General features: G+C 47.2%; 11 protein-coding genes. 2 read left to right on the top strand and 9 right to left on the bottom strand.

All coding sequences use genetic code 11. The features are described from left to right. Nucleotides 1-51 precede the first annotated feature (51 nt). From eda to Q0241_RS00270, 9 genes are all read right to left on the bottom strand, one after another. Nucleotides 52-702 carry a bifunctional 4-hydroxy-2-oxoglutarate aldolase/2-dehydro-3-deoxy-phosphogluconate aldolase gene (eda, locus tag Q0241_RS00310; protein ID WP_299371273.1) on the bottom strand — a complete coding sequence of 217 codons (651 nt, stop codon included), beginning with the start codon at nucleotides 700-702 and terminating at the stop codon, nucleotides 52-54. Between the two features lie 11 nt (nucleotides 703-713). Beyond that, nucleotides 714-1,661 (bottom strand): sugar kinase, encoded by a 948-nt coding sequence (locus Q0241_RS00305; RefSeq protein WP_299371270.1) that lies wholly within the window; start codon nucleotides 1,659-1,661, stop codon nucleotides 714-716. A 136-nt stretch (nucleotides 1,662-1,797) separates the two neighbouring features. Then, the gene (locus tag Q0241_RS00300; protein ID WP_299371267.1) at nucleotides 1,798-3,588 is read right to left on the bottom strand and encodes an IlvD/Edd family dehydratase; all 1,791 of its coding nucleotides are present in this window, start codon (nucleotides 3,586-3,588) and stop codon (nucleotides 1,798-1,800) included. 53 nt (nucleotides 3,589-3,641) lie between these two features. After that, nucleotides 3,642-4,442: an SDR family NAD(P)-dependent oxidoreductase gene (locus Q0241_RS00295; RefSeq protein ID WP_299371264.1), complete on the bottom strand. Its 801-nt coding sequence runs from the start codon at nucleotides 4,440-4,442 to the stop codon at nucleotides 3,642-3,644. Nucleotides 4,443-4,458: 16 nt separating this feature from the next. Continuing rightward, the gene (locus Q0241_RS00290; RefSeq protein ID WP_299371261.1) at nucleotides 4,459-5,337 is read right to left on the bottom strand and encodes an SMP-30/gluconolactonase/LRE family protein; all 879 of its coding nucleotides are present in this window, start codon (nucleotides 5,335-5,337) and stop codon (nucleotides 4,459-4,461) included. A gap of 69 nt (nucleotides 5,338-5,406) precedes the next feature. After that, the gene (ugpC, locus tag Q0241_RS00285) at nucleotides 5,407-6,531 is read right to left on the bottom strand and encodes a sn-glycerol-3-phosphate ABC transporter ATP-binding protein UgpC (protein WP_299371258.1); all 1,125 of its coding nucleotides are present in this window, start codon (nucleotides 6,529-6,531) and stop codon (nucleotides 5,407-5,409) included. 14 nt (nucleotides 6,532-6,545) lie between these two features. Next, nucleotides 6,546-7,433, bottom strand: coding sequence for a carbohydrate ABC transporter permease (locus tag Q0241_RS00280; protein ID WP_299371255.1), 888 nt, complete (start codon nucleotides 7,431-7,433; stop codon nucleotides 6,546-6,548). After that, nucleotides 7,426-8,334 (bottom strand): carbohydrate ABC transporter permease, encoded by a 909-nt coding sequence (locus tag Q0241_RS00275; protein WP_299371252.1) that lies wholly within the window; start codon nucleotides 8,332-8,334, stop codon nucleotides 7,426-7,428. The genes Q0241_RS00280 and Q0241_RS00275 overlap by 8 nt, the downstream gene beginning before the upstream one ends. A 234-nt stretch (nucleotides 8,335-8,568) precedes the next feature. Beyond that, the gene (locus Q0241_RS00270) at nucleotides 8,569-9,831 is read right to left on the bottom strand and encodes an ABC transporter substrate-binding protein (RefSeq protein WP_299371248.1); all 1,263 of its coding nucleotides are present in this window, start codon (nucleotides 9,829-9,831) and stop codon (nucleotides 8,569-8,571) included. 308 nt (nucleotides 9,832-10,139) lie between these two features. On the opposite strand from Q0241_RS00270, the gene Q0241_RS00265 reads away from it, so the two are divergent. Both Q0241_RS00265 and Q0241_RS00260 read left to right on the top strand, forming a co-directional pair. Further along, nucleotides 10,140-10,901: a response regulator gene (locus Q0241_RS00265; protein ID WP_299371245.1), complete on the top strand. Its 762-nt coding sequence runs from the start codon at nucleotides 10,140-10,142 to the stop codon at nucleotides 10,899-10,901. Between the two features lie 8 nt (nucleotides 10,902-10,909). Then, entirely contained in the window at nucleotides 10,910-12,385 is a 1,476-nt protein-coding gene (locus Q0241_RS00260) for a HAMP domain-containing sensor histidine kinase (RefSeq protein ID WP_299371242.1), read from the top strand. The last annotated feature ends 136 nt before the right edge of the window (nucleotides 12,386-12,521 follow it).

Below are 12,521 nucleotides of genomic sequence, written 5' to 3'. Positions count from 1 at the left end.
AAGCCTTTTTTCACAGATACTGATTTTTAAAGATACTGGGGTGCTTAAGCTTTAGCGAACGGCGGCCATGCTTTTCTGAACGACCTTTGTGATCGCGGACCAGTTCTTTTCAGCGACCAGATCTTTTGGGGCAAGCCAGCTGCCCCCGACACAGATCACATTGGGTTGTTGCAGGTAATCCTGAACATTTGCGGTTGAAACGCCGCCCGTCGGGCAGAAACGAACGTCGGCTATTGGGGAGCTCAGGGATTTAAGCATTTCAATGCCCCCCGAAGCTCCGGCGGGAAAGAGCTTTTGAATCTTAAAGCCAAGTTCACGTAATTCCAGAACTTCAGATGGCGTTGCTGCAGCAGGGACATATGCCAGATTAGAATCTATTGCGGCCAAGGCAAGCTTTTCTGTCGTGCCGGGACTTAAGGCGTAACTAGCGCCAGCGTCTTTAACCTGTTGGAACTGTTCGCATTCCAAAAGTGTTCCGGCACCCAGCGTAAGTTCTGGTAAATGTGCTGAAATTTTCTCCATAGAGGCAAGAGCAGCTTCACTTCGCAGCGTAACTTCAACTGAAGTACAGCCACCTTCCAGTAGGGCCTCGGCTAAAGGGATTGCATCCTCAACACGCTCAATAACAAGCACAGGTAAAATAACAGCCTGTTCAAGTGTTTTGCTTAGGAAATTTTGATGTTGTTTGTCTGCAATAGCCATAATCGTGAGCCTTAGAATGTCGGGGGTGTTACAGGAACAATAGCGCCAGTCTGGGCAATGACCTGTTTTGCGAGGTTTGATCCCGCTTTAACCGCAGTAGAGATGTCGTGGTCTGATAGACGCGCGTAAAGATAACCAGCGTTAAAACTATCCCCGGCAGAGGTCGTGTCTTTCACATCAGTCGCCGGAACAATAGCATGCTTCTCAGTCTGACCATGACTGTGGACATAAACTTCTTCTGCACCGTTCTTAAGCACAATTTCTTTCGCGCCAAGCTTTGTGATGCGGTCTATCGCGTTTTGGGGGGAACTGGTTTTAAAAAGCAGGGTTTCATCATCATAGGACGGTAAAGCCAGATCACAAATTGCGTAAGCTCTATCTATGATAGACTTTGCTTCGTCTTCACTTGCCCAAAGGCGCGGGCGATAATTGATATCAAAAGCGATCTTCCCCCCTTGTACCCGAAAGGCTTGGCAAAATTCGAAGAAGGTTTCTCTACCTTTAGCGTGAAGGATCGCGAGTGTAATACCAGAAAAATAGAGCCAGTCTTTTTTTAGGAGTTTAGATTTAAGCGCTTCACTTTGCGGCGTTTGAAAAAGCTGTCGAGCGGGTGCTTCCGAACGCCAGTAAAGAAAGCTGCGCTCCCCATGTTCATCTGTCTGTATGGCATATAGACCGGGCACTGCACCGGGTATTTTCTCTATCAAATCAGTTTTGACACCCGCCGCAGAAAAGGTCGCGATCATATCATCACTGATGGCATCATCACCTAGCGCGGTAACATAGTTGACGTCGATTTTCGATTTCGCGCATTGGGCAAGGTAATAGGCGGTGTTGTAGGTATCACCGCCATATCGCTTTTGATAAAGCAGTTCGTTATGTTCAGAGGCATCAGCCCCAGAAACATCCGCTCGGGACAGTTCGATCATACACTCGCCGATAATACCAATTGAGGTCACGTTACTATTCCTGATTAAACCGGACTTGATAAAGATAGGATATCTCGTTGGCAGATTTTGATCATTTTATAAGACAGATTCTATTAGATGGCTAGATATATGTCCAAAAAAATAACTTAATGTCCGTTATAGTGGATTAATGAGAGTGCCTTGGTAAGCCCTTTTCATCAACAACCCTTAGATGAAGTGTTGCGGGTTCCAGACAGGCGCCTGTTGATAATTGCCCAACCATGGAACGATATATTTCCTGCCACGGGGTTTGGTTATCCAGTTCTGGCAGGACAAGGTTCTCTTTTCTTTCTTCAAGCTCATCATCGCTGATGACCATGTCCACCTGCCGTGTATTCAGATCAACCCGGACGTCATCCCCACTTTTCAGAAGTGCCAATCCGCCACCGACCGCGGCTTCTGGCGAGGCATTGAGAATTGAGGGGCTGCCCGACGTTCCGCTCTGGCGACCATCGCCAACGCAGGGTAGGGAGGTGATGCCCTGTTTGACCAGACTGTCTGGCGGCAGCATGTTTACCACCTCTGCGGAACCTGGGTACCCAACCGGGCCACAGTTTCTGATGAAAAGGATTGAATTTTCAGTAACACCAAGATCAGGATCGTTGCGTCTTTGGTGATAATCTTCGGACCCTTCAAAGACGATTGCTTTTCCGGTAAAGACATTGGGTTGCTCTGGGTCTTCCAGATATCGTTTTCGAAAAGTTTCATCGATGGCAGATGTTTTGAGAACAGCGTTATCAAAAAGATTGCCGGATAACACCATAAGCCCTGCGGATTGTAACAGGGGATCATCTGTTGTTTTGATAACGTCACGGTCGTGGGTAAAGGCTTCTCTGCAATTATCACCAAGGGTTTGATTATTTACGGTCAGGCAGCCTTCGTGGATCAAGTCTGCCTTGATCAATTCAGCCAGAACAGCCGGAACGCCACCCGCTTTGTGGAAACGCTCGCCCAGATGCCGTCCGGTTGGCTGACAGTCAACAATCATAGGAACGCTGTAACCAATGCGCTGCCAGTCATCCATTGTCAATTCGACGCCCATATGGCGGGCAATGGCAATTAGGTGAGGGGGACAGTTGGTCGACGCCCCAAGGGACGAAGCCAACACAATGGCATTTTCAAAGGCTTCTTTGGTCATAATCATGGAAGGCTTCAAATCCTCCCAAACCATATCAACGATACGCTTGCCCGTATGATAGGAAATCTGCCCGCGTTCCCGATAGGGTGCAGGAATAGAGGCACAGCCGGGGAGTGACATGCCTAATGCTTCAGCCAGACAGTTCATGGAAAGGGCTGTACCCATGGTGTTGCAGTGCCCCACAGACGGAGCTGACGCCGCAGCGAGGTCCATAAAGCCGTCGTAATCAATTTCACCTGCCGCCAGTTGTTCGCGTGCTTCCCAGATGATACTGCCCGAACCGACTGTTCGCCCCTTGTGATAGCCATCCAGCATGGGACCACCGGAAAGAACAATGGCAGGAATATTGACTGTAGCAGCCGCCATCAAACAGGCTGGCGTTGTCTTGTCACATCCGGTGGTCAGGACGACACCATCCAACGGATAGCCGTATAGAACTTCGACCAGACCCAGATAGGCAAGGTTTCGATCAAGCGCAGCGGTGGGGCGTTTTCCGGTTTCCTGTATGGGGTGGACCGGGAATTCTAGGGGAATGCCCCCGGCATCACGGATACCTTCTTTGACACGAACAGCCAAGTCTGTGTGATGGCGATTACAGGGTGTAAGGTCTGACCCCGTCTGTGCAATACCGATAATCGGTTTGCCGGACTGGAGTTCTTCGCGGGTAAGGCCAAAATTAAGATATCGTTCCAGATAGAGTGCAGACATGCCGGGATCATCCACATCATCAAACCACTTTTTACTTCTCAGTTCTGCGGGGGTGATCCGTTGTTGTGTCATGGTTTTCTCTTTTATACCGGAATTGCTCGGAGTTCTTCTTGTAATGTAAAAGCTTAATCTGCTTGCCCGCTTGTCACGCGGTTACGCCCTATTACCGGGTATTGCTCGACTTCAAAAACTGTACCGCTGACGGGTGCTGATTTGTCTGACAGCCAGAATACCACATGATTTGCAACCTGTTCGGGATGCAGGATCGTGCCAGAGGGTGCAGAGAGAGGTGAGACATTGTCCAACCAGTTTTCAGGGTTACCTTCGGCCAATTGTAACTGGTGTTCGTTTTCGGTCAGGGTCCAGCCAACATTGATCTGGTTGACGCGAATTTTTTCCGGTCCCAAAGCATCACCAAGGTTTCTTGTCAGTGTCTGAAGACCGCCTTTGGATGTTGAATAGATCAAAAGATCCGGTTGCCCACAGTGCGCATTTATCGACCCGATATTAACCACGCTTGCCGATCCGTTGTCTCTAAAGCTTTGCATTGCAGCCTGAATGGTCAGCATCGGTGCCCGCAAATTGATTGACATAACCTGATCAAAGTCTTCGGCAGATGCCGTATCAATGTTATGGCGTGGCGATATCCCTGCGTTATTGACCAGACCATCCAGATTGCCAAATTTTTTGACGGCTGCTGAAACCAGTTTTTCAGGAAAGGTCGGATCAGCAATATCGCCGGCTAGTCCAGAAACGCGATTGGTTCCATAGCCTTTGCTCAACTCTGACAGGGCTTGTTCGACCAGATGTTCTCGCCGCCCATGCAAGAAAACATTGGCACCTTCTTTTAGGGCTTCTTCGGCGATGACACGGCCAATGCCACTGCTAGATCCGGTTATGATAATATTTTTATTATTCAATAGCATAATTGATGACTTTAATTTATTGGATTATAGTTTTCTCTGGAAGCCCGGCAACAGGGGCGTCTAACTGAAATAAAGCCCCCGCATCGGGATTTTCTGCAAGTTCTTTCGGTGATAGTCGGGTTGATGCAGAGGTCACAAAAAGCGTCTTTAGGTCTTCACCACCAAAGCACAGTGACGTGGGCCGTTGCACAGGCATATCGATTTTTTGATCAATAATTCCGTCTGGACGGTATCGGGTGATCGCCCATCCATCCCACTGGGCGTTCCAGAGATAACCTTCACTATCAACCGTCATGCCATCAGGATAACCATCTTTGCCAGTTAGTTGAACAAAAACCTCTGGCTGTGAAGTGATTCCTTCTGTGGGGCTATAACTTGCGGTCATGATCTGTTGCGTTGGTGAGTTCGCAAAATAAATTCTGTCACCCGCGGGGCTGAATGCCGGCCCATTAAATACGATAAACTTTTGTTCCATAGGGCTAATTTGACCGGATTGGTATCGCCAGGATCCCGCAACAGGGGCGCATTCTCTTAGATGTTTTGCCCCGAAAATGAAATTACCAGCTCTGTCGGCTTTGCCGTCATTCATCAAGCAGTTATCATCTGCTAATTCCGGCGCAATGGGGGTGACGGTTCCCAAGTCGGGGGCTATGAGGAAAAGCCCCTGACCCATCGCAGCAATCAGTCCACCATCATGCCACAGCGCTATTGAGCCGACAGGGGCAGGGAGGTCCATCGAAGAATAATCAGATCCATCAACTTTTTGCCACCCATCAACTTTTTGCCAATAGAGTTTGCTGTTCTCGATATCAACCCAATAAAGGAAGCCTGTTCGATGGTCCCAAAGGGGGGACTCACCCAACAGAGCTGGTCCTTCCCAAATTTTTTGGATCAAAATTTTTTCCTCTGGATATTTTCCCGCGAATTTTTTTTCTACAGTTAGGTCTGTTGTCATATTCTGTCTTTAAATGCGGAGTTCGGTTTTGGGATCAAAGAGACTGGCTTTCCCCATATCGACCATAAATGCCATCGTTTCCCCCGGTGCTGTGGTATTGTAAGGGTTTACCCGTGCAATTACTTCGCGTCCGCCCAGTTCGATATAGGTGAGTGTATCTGCGCCTGTAGGTTCCAATACTTCCACCTGACAGTCAAATGCCTGTAAGCCTTTGTTCAAAGATATTTCTGCATCCGAACGATGTGTCAGGGTTTCGGGTCTGATGCCGAGGATGACATCACGTCCAATCCAGTCACCGACATCCTGTCGATCATCAGGCAAGGCCAGGAAAACAGAGCTTCTGTTGCCATTGGCTGTGCGCTCGATAGAAACGCCGAGTTTGCCATCTTCACTGACAACAGCAGCGGGAACAAAGTTCATCGGCGGTGAACCGACGAACCCGGCCACGTACATGTTCGCAGGCTTTTCGTATACTTCCTGCGGGCTTGCAAACTGTTGTACTTCACCTTCGCGTAGAATAGCGATCCGGCTGGCAAGGGTCATGGCTTCAATCTGATCATGGGTCACATAAACCATGGTCGTGCCGAGACGCTGGTGCAGCTTTTTGATTTCTGTCCGCATTTCTACGCGAAGTTTGGCATCAAGATTTGATAGCGGTTCATCAAACAAAAAGATTTCGGGGTCACGTACAAGGGCACGCCCCATGGCAACGCGTTGTCGTTGCCCGCCGGAAAGCTGTGCGGGTTTACGATCACTCAGGTGATCGATTTGCAACATACGGGCTGCTTCATCCACACGCTTTTCACGGTCTTCTTTGGTGACTTTGCGCATTTCCAAACCAAAGCCGATATTCCGGGCAACGGACATGTTGGGATAAAGCGCGTAGCTTTGGAAAACCATCGCGATGTCACGGTCTTTCGGGTGCACATCGTTTACGACATTTTGATCAATCAGGATTTCACCATCTGTAATGGTATCCAGGCCTGCGATCATATTTAGCAGTGTTGATTTCCCGCAACCGGATGGACCCAAAAGGACCAGAAATTCACCATCTTCCAAATCAAGGTCGATGCCTTTGAGAACTTCGATAGCGCCATATGATTTTTTGACATTTTGAATGGATAGGGATGCCATGAGTATTTTTCTCCTTACCCTTTAACTGAGCCAGCGGTTAGACCGCGTACGAAGTAACGACCTGCCAATACATATACGACGAGTGTTGGTGCTGCTGTAATCAGGGCAGCGGCCATATCCACATTGTATCGTTTGACGCCAGTTGTTGTGTTTACAAGGTTGTTGAGTGCGACAGTAACCGGTTGCCCGCCACCAGTGGTGAACGATGCCCCAAAGAGGAAGTCGTTCCAGATTTGAGTAAACTGCCAGATAATGGTCACGACGATGATTGGTGGCGATAATGGCAACATGATGCGCCAGAAAATCATAAAGAAACCTGCGCCGTCGATTGTTGCGGCCTTGATCAGATCATCGGGAATATTGACGTAGTAGTTTCTGAAAAAAAGCACTGTAAAGGGAAGGCCATAGACAATATGAACCAGAACCAAACCCGGCACTGTGTTGGCAATTCGCAAGTAGCCCAGTGACTGTGCCATGGGAAGCAACACGACCTGAAAGGGGATAAAACACCCAAACAGGATCATCGCAAAGATCAGGTTCGCGCCTTTGAACTTGAACTTGGTGAGCGAGTAACCTGTCAATGCCCCCAGAATGGTAGAAATCAGGACGGCCGGAATGGTCATTGCGACAGAATTCCAGAAATACGGCTTTAATCCGGTACAACTGACGCCGATACAGGCTTCATTCCAGGCATACCCCCACGCATCAAAATTTATCTCTGCGGGTAGGGATAACAGTGTGCCGTTACGGATTTCATCCAGATCTTTCAATGATGTAGAAAGAACAACGATCAACGGCAGGATATAATAGGCTGCAAAAATTAAAAGCAGGGCGTAAAGGCCAAATCGAGCGGCGGATTGCCAAGGGCTTTTCCCGCCAGGAAGTGCAGAGAGATCAGCCATTTTTTTTCTCTCTTAATTCTGAATAGAGGTAAGGGATGACAATGGCCATTACGGTCGCAAGCATCATCATTGCTGATGCTGCGCCAAGGCCGATCTGATTACGGCGAAATGTCATTTCATACATGAAGTTCGCTGGCATGATCGTGCTGTATCCGGGGCCACCGCCCGTGAGGGCAACCACAAGGTCAAAGCTTTTAACAGCCATGTGCGTGAGAATAAAAAAGCAGCTCAGGAATACGGGCCGTAACGTCGGTAAGATAATGACGAGATAGATACGAGATAAGGAAGCTCCATCCAAATATGCTGCTTTGATTATCTCACTATCAACCCCACGTAATGCCGCGAGGAAGAGCGCCATAACGAAGCCGGATGATTGCCAGACGGCCGCGATTACCAAAGTATAGATCGCCATTTCACTATTGATGAGCCAATCAAATGAAAAGCTTTCCCAGCCCCATGATTGCACTAAATTTTGAATACCAAGTCCGGGGTTAAGGATCCATTTCCAAGCTGTACCCGTGATAATAAAGGATATCGCCATTGGGTAGAGGTAAACTGTACGTAATACCCCTTCGGCACGGACTTTCTGATCTAGTGCAATTGCCAGCAAACAGCCAAGGACAATTGCAATAAGAATAAACAGACTGCCAAAAACAAGCAGGTTTTCCATTGCAACATTCCAAGGGGTCATCTTCCAGAGACGAATGTACTGGTAAAATCCTTCGAACGAATAGGTTGGCAGCATCTTGGATTTTGTGAAAGAGACATATCCGGTCCAGGCAATAAAGCCATAAACAAAGAATATGATCAGACCAAAAGTAGGTGCCACAACCAACTTAGCTACATTCCGGCGAAACCAATCAGAAAGTGGTTTCTTAGCTGGTATGGATTTTTGAGTCATGAGGCTCATCATTTATTCGGGAGCATTCCGGCAAGCAAAGTCTCATAAGTGACATCGCTTGCAGCGAATGAATACTCTAAGTCAAACAGATAAAGTTTTCCTGTCATTGATTAATGATGAAGGAAAAGCTTTTAAGCATAGATTAAATATGCTCAGTCTTAAAAAATAACGGTGTCTCCGATGAATGTTCTCGCAATGGACATTACAGGGGAAACACCGTTATTTTCAGGGAGATTACTCAGCCAACTCGATTGCTTCGGCTAGGCGTTCAACCGCAACATCTGATGTCATGTCAGAATTGAAGTGTTCTGTAACTACGTCCAGAATTGCTCCACGGATAGCGCCTGAAGCCGCGATCTCATGCGCCATTGATCCAACCAGTGCACCGCTTTCAGATGCAGATTGTAGATCGTTCATGGACTTCACAGCACATTCGTCAAATTTTTCAGTTGGTACGCCCATTCTTGCGGGAATGGACCCTTTGTACAGATTAAAGGTTTCCTGAAACTTTTCGCCCAGTATCAGACGTGCGAGCAGGGCTTGACCTGCTTTGTCATCTTCACTGCTGACATTGAACATGGCAAAGCTGTCAGAATTGAGAATGTATCCACCGTTGGATGGCGTGGGAACACAAAGGAAATCTTTGCCAGGGACCTTCCCTGCGGCAAGAAATTCACCTTTTGCCCAGTCACCCATGATTTGCATAGCTGCTTCGCCGCGCATAACCATACTTGTTGCCAAATTCCAATCTCGTCCGGAAAAATCGTCATCAACATAGCCGCGCATTTTACGCATCTGATCAAAGACTTTTTTCATGGTGTCAGATTTGATCGTTGCCATATCTTTTTCGATGAAGGCTTTGTTGAAAAATTCCGCGCCGCCCATTCCCAGTACGACTGTTTCAAATACAGTACCGTCCTGCCATGGCTGACCACCGTGTGCAAGTGGCGTAATGCCTGCTGCTTGTAGTTTGTCTGCGAGGGCATTGAATTCATCCCATGTACGGGGCGGTTCACCATCGACTTTAGCCAGAGATTTCGGGTTTGCCCAAATCCAGTCAACGCGGTGGATGTTCACAGGAACAGCAACATATTTGCCGTCATGTTTCACAATTTTCTGCAACAACGGTGGCAGAACATCGTCCCAGCCTTCTTCTTCACCAAGCTTGGTCAAATCACCCAATGCGCCGGCTTCAGCCCATTCCTGAATGCTCAAGCCTTTGATCTGTACGGCCGCTGGTGGGTTACCAGATAGAACGCGAGAACGAAGAACTGCTGCTTGTGCGTCTCCACCACCGCCAGCAACGGGTGCATCGACCCATTTCCCGCCATTTGCTTCAAAGTCTTCTTTTAGGGCTTTAACAGCTTTCGCTTCACTGCCTGATGTCCAGTAGTGCAGCACTTCTGCTGTTGGTTCTGCTTGTGCGGAAACTGCGCCCAAAGCAATAGAGCTTACCAAAGCTGTCGTAAGTGCGAGTTTTTGAGTAAAAGATTTCATTCCCATTTTCCTCCCCGTGCGATTTGGACCTGATATGATTATGGTCCAATGTGGTGTTGACCCATTGAGATATTGACCCATTGAGATATTGACAAAGAACCAACGAGCATCCCATAGATTATAGTTAGTTGTTCAGAATGCTCGGGTTCCGATAGCCTTAGTAAAACCCTATCGTGTATAACTAGCGACTAATTTAAGGTAACAGAAGATTGCAGATCATTCGCTCTGTTACAAACCGTTACACTGGTGAGGTAAAGTGTTTTGTTTTTAAGGGCTTGTTGCACCAGCGAAATATGACAGGTAAGTGAATGGAAAAGGCCAAACATCTACTAATTGTGGATGATGATGAAGAAATTAGAGATCTTTTGACCGGGTTTCTGACGCAAAGGGGCTTTAGAGTCTCTGAAGCGGGTTCAGGTGATGAAATGCGCCGTGAGTTGAATAAATGGTCTATTGATCTGATCATTCTCGACATCATGCTTCCGGGTGAAGATGGGCTAAGTCTCTGCCGTGCGGTACGTGAAAAATCAGATGTTCCAATCATTATGCTTACGGCTGTAACCGGGGATGCAGATCGTATTGTTGGTCTGGAAGTAGGGGCGGATGACTATCTGGAAAAACCTTTTAATCCCAGAGAGCTCTTGGCGCGAATGAAGGCGATCTTCCGCCGTGTTAGTGGTGTTGGTGCAGACGATAATACTTATATAGATCAAGGTATTGCCAATAGAGTTTTCAAATTTTCCGGTTGGCAATTACATGAGGGGAAGCGAGAAATACGTTCTCCTGATAAGTTTGTTGTTCATCTTTCTTCTGGTGAGTTTGCTCTGTTGGTCGCCTTTTTGGAACATCCACAAAAAGTTCTGACTCGCGATGATTTGATTAACGCAACCAGAGGGGTCGAGGCGATTGCCTTTGATCGCAGTATTGATATTCAGGTCAGCCGGCTCCGCAAGAAACTTGAAAATGATGCAGATAGGCCAAAGTTGATTAAAACTGTTCGTGGACAGGGATATATCTTTGCTGAAAAGGTTTCCGTGAATCCTGTGCTTCCTGTTCGAAACAGGGCTTGATCTCTGGTATGATTCCGATCTTTATCGAGAAATATCTTCCGACTAAAATACGCCCTAGAATTCTTCTTTTTGGTTTCTTATGCGGTTTCCTTGCCGCTAGTTTTGCCTCTGTCGGGGTTGGGGCGATTATCAATCGCAGAGCTGAAATAGCTGAAACCACTTGGATTGGTCCTGTCATTGCCCGGGTCTACGAAGATATTTCTCGTATGCCGCTTGAACGCAGGCTTTTATCTGTCGGGAATTTTAATCGGTCCGATGCGGTTCAGTTTGCGTTGGTTAAGGAACATGAGCTTCGTGATGCTCAGCCTTTAGACAGCTATTTTTTGTTGAATACGAATTCGCAATATGGGCCTAACCCGCGCATTTACCTTGATCTTCTTGATCGGAACCCCCGTCAAAAGGTCCTCAAGTCTGACTATCCACCCGAAGATCTAACTGCAAAATTAACATTTCTTGTATCAGCAATCGCTAGGCATGACAGTCGGGCGATGCTTTATATTCCCTTTGCGAATGGTGAGAGGCTGGTTGTTTCTAGTCCTAAATATTGGCAAGCCCGAATAACAGAAGTTCAGTGGCTATTGATTTGTCTGGCAGGGATGGCGTTTTCGGGTGTTCTTTATGCTGTCGGGACACGGGCTCTATTACGCCCCTTTAAAATTTTAAGCGAAAATAGCAATGAACTGAATACTCTTAATATTAAGTGGTTTTGGCCGGAAGAAGCAAAAGGGATCGCGTACAGGCTTTCGACGGAACAAAAAGAAAAGGCAGAAGTTCTGGATGAAAGAACTCGTATGCTCACGGCGATTTCCCATGATCTGCGCACGCCTGCGACACGACTGAGATTACGAGCTGAATACATCGAAGATGAAAGCTTGAGGAATAAGATACTTTCCGATCTTGATCTGATGCTGGGCATGACAAGAGATGCGATTGATTTTCTCAAGGGTGGATTAGAAAGAGAAGAAGAAGAATATTTTGAGATTGTCTCGCTTGTTCAAAGTATCTGTGCTGATTTTTCCGATGTCGGCATGCCGGTTATATTCATGCCTATTCAGTATCCGACCCTGAGGACAACGGGCACTGTCTTTAGTTCCCATGAAAAGTCAGTACCTTTGGATGGTATGTTGAAAGGGAACATGAAGGGACGGCCCAAAGCTTTACAGCGCGCTATTACCGACCTTGTTGCCAATGCAGTTAAGTACGGATTTCAGGCAAAGGTCAGCTTAACTATAGAACCCAGTCGCGTTTTAATTGAGGTTATGGATAAGGGCCCAGGCATTCCAGAGGATGAAATGGAAAATGTCCTCAAACCCTTCTACCGTCTAGAGAAATCTAGAAATAGGGAAACCGGGGGCAGTGGACTTGGGTTGAGTATTGTCAACAGTGTTATTCAGGCTCATCACGGGCATTTTGATTTAATCAATCTGCCTGTTCAGGGCTTGAATGCGACAGTTGATATTCCTCGTTCTATTGAGACGACATAAAAAATAGTTGTTATCCTGTTGAATATAATAAAAGAATTCATTCTCTTAGGTTCTGCTAGGGGAGTAGGTTCAGAGTGTTTATTTTTTTAATTGTTATGTTATAACGTTTTGTGTATGTTGCCGATCTGAAGACACG

It is taken from the genome of uncultured Kiloniella sp., from assembly GCF_937128705.1.
Taxonomy (GTDB): domain Bacteria; phylum Pseudomonadota; class Alphaproteobacteria; order Kiloniellales; family Kiloniellaceae; genus Kiloniella.
This window is presented reverse-complemented; position numbering and strand designations above follow the sequence as displayed.

Excerpts from the sequence above, each read along its gene's own strand:
- eda (WP_299371273.1), bottom strand. The coding sequence starts at position 702 with ATGGCTATTGCAGACAAACAACATCAAAATTTCCTAAGCAAAACACTT.
- Q0241_RS00300 (WP_299371267.1), bottom strand. The coding sequence starts at position 3,588 with ATGACACAACAACGGATCACCCCCGCAGAACTGAGAAGTAAAAAGTGG.
- Q0241_RS00295 (WP_299371264.1), bottom strand. The coding sequence starts at position 4,442 with ATGCTATTGAATAATAAAAATATTATCATAACCGGATCTAGCAGTGGC.
- ugpC (WP_299371258.1), bottom strand. The coding sequence starts at position 6,531 with ATGGCATCCCTATCCATTCAAAATGTCAAAAAATCATATGGCGCTATC.
- Q0241_RS00280 (WP_299371255.1), bottom strand. The coding sequence starts at position 7,433 with ATGGCTGATCTCTCTGCACTTCCTGGCGGGAAAAGCCCTTGGCAATCC.
- Q0241_RS00275 (WP_299371252.1), bottom strand. The coding sequence starts at position 8,334 with ATGACTCAAAAATCCATACCAGCTAAGAAACCACTTTCTGATTGGTTT.
- Q0241_RS00270 (WP_299371248.1), bottom strand. The coding sequence starts at position 9,831 with ATGAAATCTTTTACTCAAAAACTCGCACTTACGACAGCTTTGGTAAGC.
- Q0241_RS00265 (WP_299371245.1), top strand. The coding sequence starts at position 10,140 with ATGGAAAAGGCCAAACATCTACTAATTGTGGATGATGATGAAGAAATT.
- Q0241_RS00260 (WP_299371242.1), top strand. The coding sequence starts at position 10,910 with ATGATTCCGATCTTTATCGAGAAATATCTTCCGACTAAAATACGCCCT.